13 protein-coding genes and 1 tRNA gene are annotated in these 15,033 nt (G+C 60.3%); 7 read left to right on the top strand and 7 right to left on the bottom strand.

Going from position 1 to position 15,033, the window contains the following annotated elements; all coding sequences use genetic code 11:
* Positions 1-20: 20 nt before the first annotated feature.
* The 6 genes from mtgA to ACI3GR_RS09485 all read right to left on the bottom strand — a co-directional run bounded on the left by mtgA (position 21) and on the right by ACI3GR_RS09485 (position 8,716).
* On the bottom strand, positions 21-764 hold the full coding sequence (mtgA, locus tag ACI3GR_RS09510; protein WP_407494006.1) for a monofunctional biosynthetic peptidoglycan transglycosylase: 744 nt from the start codon (positions 762-764) through the stop codon (positions 21-23).
* Positions 765-822: 58 nt separating this feature from the next.
* Entirely contained in the window at positions 823-1,191 is a 369-nt protein-coding gene (locus ACI3GR_RS09505; RefSeq protein WP_407494005.1) for a DUF4189 domain-containing protein, read from the bottom strand.
* Positions 1,192-1,362: 171 nt separating this feature from the next.
* Positions 1,363-5,901: a glutamate synthase large subunit gene (gene gltB, locus ACI3GR_RS09500; RefSeq protein ID WP_407494004.1), complete on the bottom strand. Its 4,539-nt coding sequence runs from the start codon at positions 5,899-5,901 to the stop codon at positions 1,363-1,365.
* Between the two features lie 75 nt (positions 5,902-5,976).
* Entirely contained in the window at positions 5,977-6,720 is a 744-nt protein-coding gene (locus ACI3GR_RS09495; protein WP_407494002.1) for a serine aminopeptidase domain-containing protein, read from the bottom strand.
* Positions 6,717-7,151, bottom strand: coding sequence for a GFA family protein (locus ACI3GR_RS09490; RefSeq protein WP_407494001.1), 435 nt, complete (start codon positions 7,149-7,151; stop codon positions 6,717-6,719). Before ACI3GR_RS09490 ends, ACI3GR_RS09495 begins: the two co-directional genes overlap by 4 nt.
* A gap of 128 nt (positions 7,152-7,279) precedes the next feature.
* Positions 7,280-8,716: an NAD(P)-dependent oxidoreductase gene (locus ACI3GR_RS09485; protein ID WP_407493999.1), complete on the bottom strand. Its 1,437-nt coding sequence runs from the start codon at positions 8,714-8,716 to the stop codon at positions 7,280-7,282.
* A gap of 223 nt (positions 8,717-8,939) precedes the next feature.
* On the opposite strand from ACI3GR_RS09485, the gene ACI3GR_RS09480 reads away from it, so the two are divergent.
* Positions 8,940-9,743, top strand: coding sequence for an undecaprenyl-diphosphate phosphatase (locus ACI3GR_RS09480; RefSeq protein WP_407493997.1), 804 nt, complete (start codon positions 8,940-8,942; stop codon positions 9,741-9,743).
* A 245-nt stretch (positions 9,744-9,988) separates the two neighbouring features.
* Here ACI3GR_RS09480 and ACI3GR_RS09475 read toward each other — a convergent pair whose 3' ends face one another.
* Entirely contained in the window at positions 9,989-10,972 is a 984-nt protein-coding gene (locus ACI3GR_RS09475; protein WP_407493996.1) for a complex I NDUFA9 subunit family protein, read from the bottom strand.
* A 154-nt stretch (positions 10,973-11,126) separates the two neighbouring features.
* Between ACI3GR_RS09475 and ACI3GR_RS09470 the strand changes: the two genes are divergently transcribed.
* From ACI3GR_RS09470 to ACI3GR_RS09445, 6 genes are all read left to right on the top strand, one after another.
* A tRNA-Leu gene (locus tag ACI3GR_RS09470) sits at positions 11,127-11,213 on the top strand.
* A 144-nt stretch (positions 11,214-11,357) separates the two neighbouring features.
* On the top strand, positions 11,358-12,581 hold the full coding sequence (locus tag ACI3GR_RS09465) for a tyrosine-type recombinase/integrase (protein ID WP_407493994.1): 1,224 nt from the start codon (positions 11,358-11,360) through the stop codon (positions 12,579-12,581).
* On the top strand, positions 12,578-13,339 hold the full coding sequence (locus ACI3GR_RS09460) for a hypothetical protein (RefSeq protein WP_407493992.1): 762 nt from the start codon (positions 12,578-12,580) through the stop codon (positions 13,337-13,339). Before ACI3GR_RS09465 ends, ACI3GR_RS09460 begins: the two co-directional genes overlap by 4 nt.
* A 167-nt stretch (positions 13,340-13,506) precedes the next feature.
* Positions 13,507-13,689, top strand: coding sequence for a helix-turn-helix domain-containing protein (locus ACI3GR_RS09455; RefSeq protein WP_407493990.1), 183 nt, complete (start codon positions 13,507-13,509; stop codon positions 13,687-13,689).
* A 92-nt stretch (positions 13,690-13,781) separates the two neighbouring features.
* Positions 13,782-14,150 carry a hypothetical protein gene (locus ACI3GR_RS09450; RefSeq protein WP_407493989.1) on the top strand — a complete coding sequence of 123 codons (369 nt, stop codon included), beginning with the start codon at positions 13,782-13,784 and terminating at the stop codon, positions 14,148-14,150.
* 224 nt (positions 14,151-14,374) lie between these two features.
* Positions 14,375-14,896 (top strand): hypothetical protein, encoded by a 522-nt coding sequence (locus tag ACI3GR_RS09445; RefSeq protein ID WP_407493988.1) that lies wholly within the window; start codon positions 14,375-14,377, stop codon positions 14,894-14,896.
* The last annotated feature ends 137 nt before the right edge of the window (positions 14,897-15,033 follow it).

Below are 15,033 nucleotides of genomic sequence, written 5' to 3'. Positions count from 1 at the left end.
GCCTTGTCGTAAGGGGAAATTCAATCCTCGAAGCAGGCGGCGCGCCCGTCTGCACGGATTGTCGCCGCACCGTCCATAATCGACGCGGCCCGCTTGCGCAGGTAATCGGTGGGCCGGCTGGCCGAACGCTGCTTGGGCGACGGCAGCACCGCCGCCAATAGCGCGGCCTGCCGCGCGCTTAACTCGTCAGGTCCGATGCCGAAATAATGATGCGCCGCCGCGTCCACGCCAAAGACGCCCTCGTCGAATTCCACCATGTTCAGATAGATCTCGATAATCCGCCGTTTCGACCAGACCGTTTCGACCACGGGCGTCAGGATGGCTTCCAGCGCTTTGCGGGTCCAGTTGCGCCCATGCCAAAGATAGACGTTCTTGACCACCTGCTGCGAAATGGTCGACGCGCCGCGATTGCCGCCCGCGTCGATTGCGCTGCGGATGGCGGCGATGTCGAACCCCCAGTGTTCGCAGAAATTCGCATCCTCTGCCGCCACGACTGACCGTGCCATCACCGGCGCGATCCCTTCCAGATCGACCCATTCGTGATCGATGGTGCCCAGCCGAAGCTCTTCTGACTTCATGTAGATGCCGGTGGGCGGGTCCAGAATGGCATAGGTCCCGGTGGCCAGACCGATGATCCCCACGGCCAACAGCACAAAGCGCATGACCCAGCGGCGCAACACCCGACCAAGGCCAAGGCTGCGTGTCTGCTTTGTCTTTCTGCTCTGCTTGCGCGGTTTTCTGCGCTGCGCTGCCTGCTTTGCCATGTGCGGTTTTTACGCCAGTTGCGGGCCTGAGGGAATTACGAACTCACCCTCGGCGCACTTAGGGCGAACAGGACGACACGCGCACCTGACAGTTGCGCCCGTGCGGCACGCAATACGCAATGGCAGAGCTTTCTGCATCCGACCTGGTCGGCGCATGGGCCCAGCCCCAGCCGCCATTGTCGGCCACCGCGATGGCTCCGCAGGTGTTGTAGAATGTCCTGACCACACTGCAGTTCCAGCCACAGCCATTCTGCGCCACGTTCACCGCCTCGGTTTCGGAAAACTGTCCGTAGGAATAACCCCATGCGCCATTCGGTCCGAAACCGACCGCGCCCCAGCAATAGTCATAGCCGCAGTCTCCGGCATAAACCGCTGGCGCTGTCACCATGGCCGCGGCCAGCACTGCGCATCGCAACAATCGCTTCATAAGATATCCCCCCGGTAAAACTGAATATATCCTAACAGCAGACACCGCCCCGCCAAAGGTCCATTTCCGTGACAGCAGGATCCTCGCGCAGGTCCAAGCCGCCCAGCCCCCTTTGTGCCAAAAGAAAAGGCCCCGCTCTCACGGGGCCTTTTGTCACCGGGTCCGGTCAGATCACTCTGCCGGAACGGCCTGTTCTTCGACCGACAGCGGATGCGGGATATGGACCAGCATCTCTTTCGGGCAGACCTGAAGGAAGTTGTCCTTCTCCAAATCCCAGTTCTGCAACAGGTCGGTGGCTTTCCGGCTGCCCGTCTCGGCCGCATGGCGTTCGATCAGGCCTTTCAGCTGATCCTGCCAATGCTCGACCGTGACCGGGCAGGTCACCAGCGTTTCCATGTTCATCAGATCCGCCGCCTGACCTTCGGGATCGTACAGATACGCCATCCCGCCGGTCATACCCGCGCCAAAGTTCGGCCCGATGGACCCAAGGATCACCGCGACGCCGCCGGTCATGTATTCACACCCGTTCGAGCCACAGCCCTCGATCACCACCTTCGCGCCCGAGTTCCGAACCGCGAAACGCTCGCCCGCGCGGCCCGCCGCAAACAGGTAACCGTCGGTCGCACCATACAGCACCGTATTGCCGATGATGGTGTTGTCCGCAGCGACCAGCGGCGATTCCATCGGCGGACGCACGACAATCGTGCCGCCCGACAGACCCTTACCGACATAGTCGTTGGCCTCGCCCATCACCTCGATCTTGAGGCCCGGAGCAGAGAAGGCCCCCAGCGACTGACCGGCCGATCCCGACAGCTTGACCGTCAGGTGATCCGGCTGCAGCGCGTTACGCATGCCAAAGTTCTGAACGATGTGCGACGAGGTGCGCGTGCCGACAGACCGGTGGGTGTTTTCCACCGCGTAGGACAGCTGCATCTTTTCGCCGTCTTTCAGGAACCGCGCGGCGTCGCGCACGATTTCCACGTCCAGCGTATCCGGCACGGCGTTGCGGGCCTTGTCACGGTTGTAGACGATGTTCTTCGACCCATCGACCGTGATCAGCAGCGGGTTCAGGTCCAGATCGTCCAGATGATCCGCACCACGCGACACCTGGCTCAGCAGGTCCGCACGCCCGATCACCTCGTCCAGCGACCGCGCGCCGATGGAGGCAAGGATTTCCCGCACTTCCTGCGCGTAGAAGGTGATGAGGTTCACGACCTTGTCCGCCGTCCCGGTGAACTTGGCACGCAGGCTTTCGTCCTGCGTACACACGCCAACCGGGCAGGTGTTCGACTGGCACTGGCGCACCATGATACAGCCCATCGCGATCAGCGCGGCGGTACCGATGCCGTACTCCTCGGCCCCCATCATCGCGGCCATGACGATGTCACGACCCGTGCGCAGACCACCGTCGGTCCGCAGCGTGACGCGGGACCGAAGGTTGTTCATCGCCAGCACCTGATGCGCTTCGGTCAGGCCCATTTCCCACGGCAGACCCGCGAACTTGATGGACGTACCCGGGGACGCCCCGGTGCCACCGTTGTGACCCGAAATCAGGATGATATCCGCCTTGGCCTTGGCCACACCGGCAGCAATCGTGCCGACGCCCGAAGACGCCACCAGTTTCACCGTGACCTTCACCGTCGGGTTGATCTGCTTCAGGTCATAGATCAGCTGCGCAAGGTCTTCGATCGAGTAGATGTCGTGGTGCGGCGGAGGAGAGATCAGCGTCACGCCCTTGGTCGAGTGGCGCAGACGGGCGATCAGGTCGGTGACCTTCATGCCGGGCAGCTGACCCCCTTCGCCGGGCTTGGCACCCTGCGCGACTTTGATCTCAAGCTCTTCACACTGGTTCAGGTATTCGGCGGTCACACCGAAACGACCCGAGGCCACCTGCTTGATCTTCGCAGACGGGTTGTCGCCGTTGGGTTCCGGGACGAAGTGCGCCGGATCTTCACCGCCCTCGCCCGAGTCCGACTTGGCCCCGATGCGGTTCATCGCAACGTTCAGCAGCTTGTGCGCTTCGGGCGACAGGGCACCCAGCGACATGCCCGGCGTCACGAACCGCTTGCGGATCGAGGTGATCGACTCGACCTCTTCCAGCGGGATCGCGTTGCCCAAAGGCTTGATCGCCAGCAGGTCGCGCAGATGGATCGGCGGGTTCGCCTGCATCCGGGCGCTGTACTGCTTCCAGATCTCATAAGACGCGCGGTTACAGGCCGTCTGCATCATATGCATGGTCTGCGCTTCCCACGCGTGGGTTTCACCCGATTTCCGCGACTTGTAGAAGCCGCCGATCGGCAGAACGTCGAGGCCCGAGAGCCAGCCCTTGGCATGAACGCCTTCGATCTTTTTCTGGATACCGGACACACCGATACCGGAGATCCGCGAGGTCATGCCCGGGAAGAATTCGGCACACATCGCGCGGGACAGGCCCACCGCTTCGAAATTCAGACCGCCGCGATAGGACGACACGACCGAAATGCCCATCTTGGACATGATCTTTAGCAGACCTTGATCGATGGCTTCGCGGTAGGCCGCGGTCGCTTCGGTCAGGGACATGTCCAGCAGGCCGCGGTTGATGCGGTCGGCCAGCGTGTCTTCGGCCAGATAGGCGTTCACAATGGTCGCACCACAGCCGATCAGCACCGCAAAGTAATGCGGGTCCAGACATTCGGCAGACCGGACACCCAGCGAACAGAAGGTCCGCAGACCTTTCTGCGTCAGCCAGCTATGCACGGCGGACGTGGCAAGGATCATCGGCATCGGCACCTTGTCGGGGTTCTGATGCTGGTCGGTCAGGATGATGTGACCCCCGCCCGAGCGGACGGCCTCTTCGGCCTCGGCGCGGATACGGTTCAGCGCCTGACGCAGGCCATCGGCCCCGCCACCCGCCGGGAAGGTACAGTCGATTTCCGACAGGCCCGCATTGAAATGCGTGGTCAGCTCATCAAACTGAGAGTTCGCGACAAACGGGCTGTCGAGAACAAAGATTTCCGTCTGGGCCGAGCTTTCGTCCAGCACGTTCTTCAGGTTCCCAAACCGCGTCTTCAGCGACATCACCCGGAATTCCCGAAGCGAGTCGATCGGCGGGTTGGTGACCTGAGAGAAGTTCTGCCGGAAATAATGGCTAAGGTTGCGATACTGGTTCGACAGAACGGCGGACGGCGTGTCGTCGCCCATCGACGCCAGCGGTTCTTTCGCATCTTCGGCCATGGGGATGAGGATCTGTTCGATATCCTCAATCGTCATGCCCGACGCGATCTGACGCTTGCGCAGTTCTTCGCCCGTATAGATCGGCTTTTCTTCGATCTTGGACAGCGTGTCTTCCAGATCGGTGATCTTGCCGACCCATTCGCCAAAGGGCTGCGATGCGGCCAGACGGTCCTTGATTTCGACGTCGTGGTACAACTTGCCCTCTTGCATATCGACGGCAATCATCTGACCCGGACCCAGCGCGCCTTTTTCGCGCACAGTGCCTTCGTGGGTGGGGACCATGCCCGCCTCGGACCCGGCGATCAGCAGGCCGTCGCCGGTCACGACATACCGCATCGGGCGCAGACCGTTGCGGTCCAGACCACCACAGACCCAGCGACCGTCGGTCATGGCCAAGGCTGCGGGGCCGTCCCACGGCTCCATCACGCCGTTGCAGTAGGAATACATGTCACGCCACGCCTGCGGCAGTTCCAGCGCCTGCTTGGACCAGGATTCCGGCACCAGCAGCGTTTTCGCCATAGGCGCAGAGCGGCCCGAGCGAACCAGCACTTCGAACACCGCGTCCAGCGCGGCCGAGTCGGACGAGCCCGACGGAATGATCGGTTTGATGTCTTCCGCCAGATCGCCGAACGTGCCCGACGCCATACGGATTTCGTGGGACTTCATCCAGTTGATGTTGCCCTTGATGGTGTTGATCTCACCGTTGTGGGCCAACATGCGGAAGGGCTGCGCCAGCCACCACTGCGGGAAGGTGTTGGTGGAATAGCGCTGGTGATAGACGGCGAAGGCCGACTCAAACCGTTCGTCCTGCAGGTCGGGGTAGAAGACGGCGACCTGTTCGGCCAGCATCATACCCTTGTAGATGATCGACCGGCACGACAGCGACGCGATGTACAGGCCGTCGACATGCGCGGCAGCAGCCGCTTTTTCGATGCGGCGGCGGATGACGTACAGCTCACGCTCGAAGGTTTCTTCGTCCACACCTTTGGAGTTCGAGATCAGGATCTGTTCAATCTCGGGGCGGGTCGCGTTGGCCTTTTCGCCAAGGCATTCGATGTCCACCGGAACGTGGCGCCAGCCGTAGATGTAATAGCCCATGCGCAGCACTTCGGCTTCGACGATGGTCCGGCAGGTTTCCTGCGCGCCGAAATCGGTGCGGGGCAGGAAGACCTGACCAACGGCCATCAGTTCGTCCAGACGCGGTTCGTGGCCGGTGCGCTTGATCTGGTCATAGAAGAAGGGGGCCGGGATCTGCACGTGGATGCCCGCGCCATCGCCCGTTTTGCCGTCTGCGTCCACAGCACCACGGTGCCAGATCGCCTTCAGCGCCTTGATCCCGGCTTCGACCACCTTGCGGCTTTTCTTACCGTCGATGGACACAACCAGACCCACCCCGCAGGAGGAGTGCTCTTCGGCTTCGGAATACAGGCCGTTTTCGGCCATCCACTTGCGCTTGGCTTCCTCGGCCCGGGCCCAATCGGCGTCATACTTGGTCATGGTCTTGGTCCTCCATCTGGGCGAACGCAGCGCATTCGCGTGGAACAGGGTCTAATTTCATCAGATCGCGGCGGGTCATCCGGCAACCTGTTTTGCAAAAGGGTCAGGGTCCGACCGGCGGTAGGCTTCCATATCGGACAGCGACAACCGGAAGGCGCGCGGGCGATTCTGGAACGCAAATTCCACTACTTCGCCCAGCTTGCCCGCGGCCCGCAATTTCTGCGGCACGTTGTGAACCGTGCGCGGCAGGATCAGGTGGACGATGTTCGTCGCCTCGGGCATCCGATCCCGCAGATGTTTTTCCCGCGTATGGCGGCCATGCAGCACGTAGTAGGTCGTGTCCGGCACGATGGTTTCCGACAGATCGCGGATGGTAAATGCCGTGATCCGGTCACGGTATTCGGCCCAACGGGTTTCTTCGGGCACCACATCGGGATGCACCGAGGCCTGCGGCGACAGCCCGACAGCAACCTTCACCGGCGTATATTTCGGCATGGCCAGCGCAGCGAACCCGCCCATCGAATGGCCCAGCGTCATCACCACCTTGGCCCCGGTTTCAACCCGGGCCGCGTCGATCCACTGGCGGATATCGTCGATGATGCCCGGCGCGTTCAGCCAGCTGCGCGTTTTGTCCGCGATAAACAGCGCCGAGTCGCGCCCGCCGTGCGTTGCCGTATTGGCAAATTCATAGCCCAGATCTGCGCCGTCCAAGCCGATGCCCGTAAAGGACACGACCAGCCGATCGCTTTGGCCTTTGTACAGCCAGACGCGCAGGACGTCGCCGTCCTGTACCATGGGAATGGAGAGCTGCGCGCTCACAGTTGGACCCCGAACTTGGCCATCACTTCGGCCTTGGTCAGCCGTTCGTGATCGCCAGCCAGATCGTAGCTGTCGGGCTTCTGGTCGATGAAAATCTCGCGATTGAGCGTAAAACCGTTGGGATCGTCAAAGACCCCGAGCGGGATTTCCACCTTGGCCGACATCGGGCCATCCACCGTCACGTGATAATACAGCGACGTGCCGCACCGCTGGCACCACGCGCGTTCGGCCCAGTCGCTGGATTGCAGCGTCTTAATATGCGCCTCGCCTTCCCAGGTGAGATCGGACTGAGCGACCGATACGCCGAACAGGGCAGATCCGGTCCAGCGACGGCACATGTCGCAATGGCAGACGCCGAACGTGTCGGGGACGTTCGTTGCGGTGAAACGCACCGCGCCGCACATGCATTGTCCTGTCTTCGTCTGTGCCATTGATCCGGGCCTTCTTGATTTGATCCGGGTATACCATGGGTTCGGAGGGTGTTGCGGACATCGCAAATCACCGAACGGTCGAAATCGGGGGGTTGTGCCCTGAAATCAGGGCACAAATTCTTTTCAAATTATTCCGCGGCAACCGCAGCGTTGGTGTTCAGATCGTCCAGAAGGGCGGCAACACAGTCGCGCCCATCCCGAATCGCCCAGACCACCAAGGACGCGCCGCGCACGATGTCGCCAATGGCATAAACACCGTCGAGGCTGGTCTTGCCGGTCGCGAATTCCGCGCGGATCGTGCCCCAGCGGGTCACGGCCAGTTCCGGCTGATCCCAGAGCGTCGGCAGATCTTCGGGCTCAAAACCCAGCGCCTTGATGACCAGATCGGCGTCTTCGGCATAATCCGAACCTTCGATCAGTTCCGGCGACTGACGCCCCGAGGTATCGGGCGCGCCCAGACGCATTTTCTGGATGGTCAGGCCGGTGACAGTGTCACCTTTGAAATCCAGCGGGTTCGACAGCCAGACAAACTCGACACCTTCTTCTTCGGCGTTCTGCACTTCGCGCTGCGATCCCGGCATGTTGGCACGGTCGCGACGGTACAGACATTTGACGCTGGTTGCGCCCTGACGGATCGCGGTGCGAACGCAGTCCATCGCAGTGTCACCACCGCCGACCACGACGACCTTCTTACCCTTGGCGTTCAGCTCACCCGATTCAAACTCGGGGACGGTGTCGCCAAAGTTCGACGCCTTGTTCGACGCGGTCAGATAATCGATCGCGCGGACGATACCCTTGGCGTTGCAGCCGGGCTGGGTCAGTTCGCGGGTCTTGTAGACGCCGGTGGCGATGATCACGCGGTCATGCTGTTCGCGGATCTCGGCGAACGAGATGTCTTCGCCGACGTTGCAGTTCAGCTTGAAGGTCACGCCGGATTGCTCCAGCTGGTCCATCCGGCGCATGACGACGTCTTTTTCCAGCTTGAAGCCGGGGATGCCGTAGGTCAGCAGCCCGCCGCCACGGTCGTAACGGTCATAGACGGTCACCTGCACGCCAGCGCGGCGCAGCATGTCAGCGGCGGCCAGACCACCGGGGCCCGCGCCGATGATGCCGACGGATTCCTTACGCTCGACCGCCGGGGTCACAGGCTTGACCCAGCCGTTTTCCCACGCCGTGTCGGTGATGTATTTTTCGACCGCGCCGATGGTGACGGTGCCGTGGCCCGATTGTTCGATGACGCAGTTGCCTTCGCACAGACGGTCCTGCGGGCAGATACGGCCACAGATTTCCGGGAAGGTATTGGTGGCCTGAGACACCTGATATGCTTCTTCCAGCCGGTTGGTCGCGGTCAGACGCAGCCAATCGGGGATGTTGTTGTGCAGCGGGCAGTGCGACTGACAATACGGCACACCACACTGAGAACAGCGCGACGCCTGCTCTTCTGCTTTGGCGGCGGCGTATTCGGCATAGATTTCGTCGAAATCCTTGTTCCGAATATCAGCTTCGCGTTTGCTGGGCATGTCACGCTCGACGGTGACAAATTTGAGCATCGGTTGCTTGGCCACGCGGAATCCTCTTGGTCAAACTGGCGTAAGTGCTGGTTCCGGCGGTTCTTACGGTATCCGATCAGAAAAGAAAAGTCATTATTGCTGACCTAATACTGGTCGCGAAGGAAGATTTTACACCCACGGCACAATATCTGACCGAATTAATGGTCCGATGCGGACCTACATGCGGTCTTCCCTTCGCGCAGCAAAGGCGTAAACCACCGAAAACGGAGACTTAACGATGCCCCTGTTCCAACTGATTCTGCTGGCCGTCATTCAGGGCATCACCGAATTCCTGCCGATATCGTCGTCCGGACACCTGATTCTATTGCCCCAGCTTACCTCAATGGCGGATCAGGGGCAGACAATCGATGTGGCCGTGCACGTCGGAACGCTGGGCGCGGTGATCGTCTATTTCTGGTCGGACGTGAAACAGGCGCTGCTGGGAGTGCCAAGGTTGCTGACAGGCCGGTTGGACACGCCGGGCGCGCGGCTGGCGTTCCTGCTGATCGTCGCGACGATCCCCGCCATTCTGGTGGGGCTGGTGCTGAAGGTCACAGGGCTGGCCGATGCAATGCGGTCAGCGCTGCTGATCGGGATCACCATGCTGGGGTTCGGCATCGTGTTGTGGTGGGCGGACCAGAAATCCCCGGCCGAGCGTGAGGCGAGAGAGTGGAACCTGCGCGAAGCCTGGGTACTGGGTCTATGGCAGGCGGTGGCGCTGATCCCCGGCACGTCGCGGTCGGGCATCACCATCACTGGCGCGCGCTTCATGGGATATGCGCGGCCGGACGCGGCCAAGATTTCAATGTTGATGTCGGTGCCGGTCATCATTGCCAGCGGGTTGCTGCTGGGCGCGGACGTGGTGATGTCGGGCGATGCGATCGTGGCCAAGGACGCGGCGATCGGCGCGGGGTTCGCGTTCGTATCGGCCATGCTGGCGCTGGTGCTGATGATGCGGCTGCTGCGGACCGTCAGCTTTATGCCTTACGTTATTTACCGGGTCGTGCTGGGCGCCGGGTTGATCATCTGGTCGCTGAACTGAGCCGGGCGTCGCGGGGCCGCGGACTGGCGATCCCTTTCGATTGAACCGAGCGATTTATCTACCCGTGGAAGCGCGCTGAATGCACGTGCGGCCTACGACGCCAAATCGCCGGGCCCGGGGGCGGCCCGTCGATGCGCGGCGGCCTGCGGCCTTGATGCCGCGCGGGGTAAGCCGCCCAGACAATTCGAAGAGAGAGCTCCATCAAGGCCGGAATCGAGGCACTCAGTGCCGCCGACCTTTTCCTCTCAGGCCCGCAGGTTTTTCGCGGAATCCTTGATCGCGTCGTACTGACCCGACGGGCGGAAGCGCCACAGGTAGTCGGGCAGAACCGCTTCGGTCGCGACGGGCGTGATACCCACGTCAGCAAAGCCCTTGTGATTCCCGGACACGACATTGTCGATCTGCAGGTTCACGATCTGGTCGCGGGTCAGCGTATCGTTGTGGATCAGACCCAGCGACACGTACTGAACAATCGTCAGACCAAAGGCCATCAGCTTGGCAACCCAAGCGGGCAGGTTCAGCAGGATGCGGCGGCGGTGGATCACGCCCAGCATTTCCTTCATCAACTCGCGGAAGGTCGCGACATCAGGACCGCCCAGTTCGTAAACGCCACCCTCGGCCGTGCCCAGCGCGCCCATTTCCGCCACAGCGGCCACGTCATCGACATAGACCGGCTGGAACTTGGTCGACCCACCAACCATCGGCAGCACCGGACCAAAGCGGGTCATTGATGCGAACCGGTTAAAGAACTCATCCTCGGGTCCGAACATGATCGACGGGCGCAGGATCATCGCCCCCGGCATATGCTCTAGCACGGCGGCTTCGCCTTCGGCCTTGGTGCGGGAGTAATCGCTTTCGGCGTCCTTATCCGCGCCGATGGCCGAAATCTGCACCATCCGCTTAACCCCATCCGCCGCAGCAAGCCGCGCGATCCGGGCTGCGCCTTCGGTCTGCACCGCGTCAAAGCCGTTCTTGCCCTTTTCGGTCAGAATACCGACGCAGTTCACCACGGCCTCGGCCCCGTGCAGGGCCTGCCGGACCGAGTCGTCATCGCGGATATTGCAGAAAATAGGTTCGACCTGGCCGACGGTCCCATAGGTCCGCACGAACATGGAATCATTCGGATGCCGGGTCGCGACGCGCACGCGCCAACCCTGTTTCGCCATCCGCCGCGCTACATAGCGCCCCAGAAACCCCGATCCGCCAAAGATGGTCACCAGTCCCGACATGCGAGAAACCCCTGCAATCTAGCCTTTATCCCCCTTTTCCTAGCCCTCGCACCCCCCCGGGGCAAGGCGAATTGGGAGATATGATGAAAATGGCGCAAATCGCCGTTGACACCGTGCCCGACCACGTCTAAATCGCGGCCTCACGCAGTTTCGTGCCCAGATGGCGGAATTGGTAGACGCGCTGGCTTCAGGTGCCAGTGGCCGCAAGGCCGTGGAGGTTCGAGTCCTCTTCTGGGCACCAACTGTGGTATCACCCCGTACCGCACAGAACCGTAGAGCCTTGATAACAGGGCCGTCTGGTTCCATTCTTTACCGCACAGTTCCGCAGGAGCCCGCAGCGTGTGGGGGAAAAGTGGGGGAAATTTGCGAGTGAGGGGGGAAATCCATGTCGAAAACCGGAGAGCGGAGCCGGAGCGGCCTTACCCAGAAGTTTGTCGATAGAGCCGAGGTTGGGCGGCACAATGACGGCGGCGGCCTGTACCTGAACGTGAAAAGCGAAGGACAGGGTAGCTGGGAGTGGCGCGGCCAACGCAACGGTAAGCGTCGGGAAATCGGCCTAGGGTCCGCAAAGACGGTGAAGCTGGCCGTGGCACGTGACCTGGCTGCCAAAATTCGGACTGCCATCCTGGAACAGCGTGACCCCTTGGAGGCGATTGGCCGCGTGAAGGGTGCAGGAGCGAAGGACTGGACGCTCAACGCTGTGGTGGAGCGTACTTTCGAAAGCCTAAAACCCAGCCTTAAAGGTGAAGGCAATGCAGGACGATGGATGTCTCCTTTGCAGCACCACGTTCTACCAAAGATGGGAAAGATGTCGGTCGAGGAAATAACGTCCGAGGACATTCGGGCAACCCTCTCGCCCATTTGGACGACAAAGCAATCAACTGCCAAGAAAGCGTTCAACAGGTTGAAGATGTCCTTGGACTATGCTGCGGACGAGGGGGCGAGGGTTGATGAGGCCGCCGCGCCAAGGGCGAAAAGGTTGCTTGGACAGGTGCCAAACAACACCAAGCATATCCCCCACACACCTTATGAAGATATTCCGCAGCTGTACGAGCGGATCTGCGAACTTGACCAGACGCCGGCGACACTTGCTTTGCGCCTAGCGCTGCTGACAGTGCATCGCGGCAGTCCCGTTCGGGAAGCGATGGTAGAGCAGTTCGATATAGAAAATCGTGTATGGACAATTCCGGCCCAAGCTTTGAAAGGTCGGCTTGGAACTGTCTCAGACGTTCGCTGTCCACTTTCGCCTGAAGCCGCCAAGGTTGTTGAGTTGGCCATGCGGCACGCCAGAGGCGGCAAGCTTTTCCCAGCCCAATACGGTCCTAACGAAGTACCGCAAAAAAGCGTGTTGGAGGTATTAAACAACCTCGGAGAAAAAGGACGTATTCATGGCTTCCGGTCGTCTTTCTCTGATTGGGCGACCGCCACCGGTATTCCGCCAGATATGAGCGAAAGGTGCATTCAGCACAAAGTCGGCAACAAAGTATCTCAGGCATATCAGCGGGACGACCATCTGCCCTTGCGCCGCAAGATTATGAACGATTGGTCATCCTACGTCACGTCCGCCAAGGAAGGGACGCAACGCGCTGGGCTGCGGGTGGTGGAATGAAAGGCCTGATGTCCCTCACACCAGAACCACCTAAGGGATTTTGTTATCCTAGCCAGTTCGTGGCCATTCTTCGGGAGAGAGGAATAACCGAAGAGCCGGCGGCCAGTTGGTTACCGACGGCCCTTAGCGCCCAGTATTCAGCAGAATTGCGGAGAGGCCGAGATGAAGGTTGGTCCGAACGGTTTTGGGCGTTTTATCTTGAAGTTCAACTCGCAGAAATGTGCCACCGCGGTTTGTTCGCGTGGCGACCGGGAAGCGAACCGGTCCAGCTGCAAACTTTCACCTTCATAACAGACATATACGATGAAAACGGGTACCAAGGAACATACCCTGACACATTGTATTTCAGTGCTGAATTTAATCTCATCAAAGCCAACAGAAATTGTAATGTCTGGAATTTCGCTAAGACGACATCTAACAGATACGGCGGCAGAGAAGACCAAAACCTGCTGGAAAGTATTTTCTCAGGAATAGACCTGTACCAAGGCCATTACGCGCTGTTTCGAAACGACGAAATCGAAGAACAGTTAGCCTGTACCTACGGGGTTCAGAATACAGCAGCGAGAGTTCGGCCTGGGCGACCAGTCAAATTTGAGGCCGAAAAATATATCAGGCTCTTGTCTGAAGCCCTAGAGTGCGGTGAAAGACCGACACCCTTTAGTGCTGTTGCGATATGGGAAAAAAGCGGTGTGCCCATCCCCGGCAAAACGACAACCGAAAAATTTGTCCGAGAATATCGGGAACGATACCTCAAATAATTGGCGAGCGAGGACCCACCTCAGGAGAAGCTACGCAAGCTTCTGTTTTCACGATGAATTTTAGCTCAAAAACTACAGCCGTCATTTACCGAGGTTAATGGGCGTTGAGAGCGAGCGGCGTTGTGCACCATTCTGCGAGCGTTCCAGCAACCAGACGGGAGTAAACGATGTCTAAAGAACAGCCTACATATATTAATGTTAAGGAGGTTTGTGAAATGACCGGTCTCGGTGAGACCTTCGTTCGCATCTCCATTGCCACCGGCGACCTGCCCGCATTCAAAGTCGGCAAGAACGTTCGCCTGCGCCGCTCCGATGTCCGTGAGTGGATGGAGCGCAAGAGCGCGGCCTAGTAGCGCCAAACACGGCACTTCCAGCCAAAAATGAAACCGGGTGCTTCTCCACAAAGCCCCGGTTTCCAATTTCCCAAAATTATGGAGTTCCCATGTCAGATGACATCAAAACCCCTCGGGGTGCACAGTACCGCTGTGCCTTCACCAATGCAAAGACCATCCTGTCCGAAACGGACCTCAAGCCTGACACGGCACCCGCGACTTTCATGGTCACCAACGGCTCGGAGACGTCCACCATCACCGTCGCTGGATTGAACCGGCAAGTTCTGGAAACCCTGATGGAAGCCCCGCTGGTTTGCGCCAGCACCGTCCGCCTTGCTGCGAACGTCCATTGCCTTGCCGGGAAAGGGGTCATGTTCGACACCATCCACAACGCGGTCCAGTTGCCGGGGAAGCATCGCCGCAGCGCCATCTACGTTCTCAAAAGCGACGTGCGCCGCGTCGAAGAGGGGGGCGAATAATGCACGTCGCACCTGCATCTCAGCGGGTTTCGACCCCTCTCAAGCGCCGCTCCGCCGCTGTCGTATCTCGTACGTCCCGGAACCCCGCCAACGCCAAAGCCCACAGCAAAAAGGCCAATCGGCGGACCGGCCCTACTATTAGTATGGCGAAAAAGAATACCCGTAAGGCAGGGAAAGCAAAAAACGCTCGCCAGAAGACTTCGCCGCGCAAGTTGGCGGAACGGGTGAAAGCTGCGGAGACTGTCGCTATAGCGGCATGGCAGGCCGGGTATCCATTGTCCTTCATGGTCACGGTCACCTGGCACAATCTGCGTCACCTGGGCAAAGGCCATAAGCACAATGTCCTGGGCCTTCCTGAGCCGAAGCGGCGCGACACCCTCTTCCAGCGGCTCCGCCGCGTGCTGAGAGAGGTTCTGGGTTTCCCGGCCTATTGGGTCTGGGCAAAGGCCGAAGGCTCTCAGGTTGGCGTACATCTTCACGTCTACCTGTTCTGGCCCGAGGACCACACCCACCACCTCATCCGCGTCTTAGAGAAGGTCACCGGCGACCCAGCGCACCCGCAATGGGCGGACGATGCAGAGGATGTCGTATCAGAAGCGCACAGCCACGGGTGGCAGGTGAAGCGGAACCTTTACGGCTATCACGGCAGTCTGAGAGGCGCAGATTACGTGGCGCGTCAGGAGGAACACCACGGGCGGGCTTTGCCGGGAAAGTGCTTCGGGACGACGATGCCCAAGGCGGCGTAACGCTCGACAAGTACTAAATCCGGGGGGCGTCAAATTTGCGCCCCCCTATTTGATGGGGGTGCACTAGGCCACGTACTTCCCGTCTTCGACCCGCTCCGCATCGCCCCACGCAGCCTGCAAGCAGCAAGTTTTCAAAT

The organism is Pseudooceanicola aestuariicola (genome assembly GCF_045763785.1).
GTDB lineage: Bacteria > Pseudomonadota > Alphaproteobacteria > Rhodobacterales > Rhodobacteraceae > Pseudooceanicola.
This window is presented reverse-complemented; position numbering and strand designations above follow the sequence as displayed.

Coding starts and splice junctions, on each gene's coding strand:
- ACI3GR_RS09465 (WP_407493994.1), top strand. CDS start 11,358: ATGTCGAAAACCGGAGAGCGGAGCCGGAGCGGCCTTACCCAGAAGTTT.
- ACI3GR_RS09460 (WP_407493992.1), top strand. CDS start 12,578: ATGAAAGGCCTGATGTCCCTCACACCAGAACCACCTAAGGGATTTTGT.
- gltB (WP_407494004.1), bottom strand. CDS start 5,901: ATGACCAAGTATGACGCCGATTGGGCCCGGGCCGAGGAAGCCAAGCGC.
- mtgA (WP_407494006.1), bottom strand. CDS start 764: ATGGCAAAGCAGGCAGCGCAGCGCAGAAAACCGCGCAAGCAGAGCAGA.
- ACI3GR_RS09480 (WP_407493997.1), top strand. CDS start 8,940: ATGCCCCTGTTCCAACTGATTCTGCTGGCCGTCATTCAGGGCATCACC.
- ACI3GR_RS09455 (WP_407493990.1), top strand. CDS start 13,507: ATGTCTAAAGAACAGCCTACATATATTAATGTTAAGGAGGTTTGTGAA.
- ACI3GR_RS09450 (WP_407493989.1), top strand. CDS start 13,782: ATGTCAGATGACATCAAAACCCCTCGGGGTGCACAGTACCGCTGTGCC.
- ACI3GR_RS09490 (WP_407494001.1), bottom strand. CDS start 7,151: ATGGCACAGACGAAGACAGGACAATGCATGTGCGGCGCGGTGCGTTTC.
- ACI3GR_RS09505 (WP_407494005.1), bottom strand. CDS start 1,191: ATGAAGCGATTGTTGCGATGCGCAGTGCTGGCCGCGGCCATGGTGACA.
- ACI3GR_RS09475 (WP_407493996.1), bottom strand. CDS start 10,972: ATGTCGGGACTGGTGACCATCTTTGGCGGATCGGGGTTTCTGGGGCGC.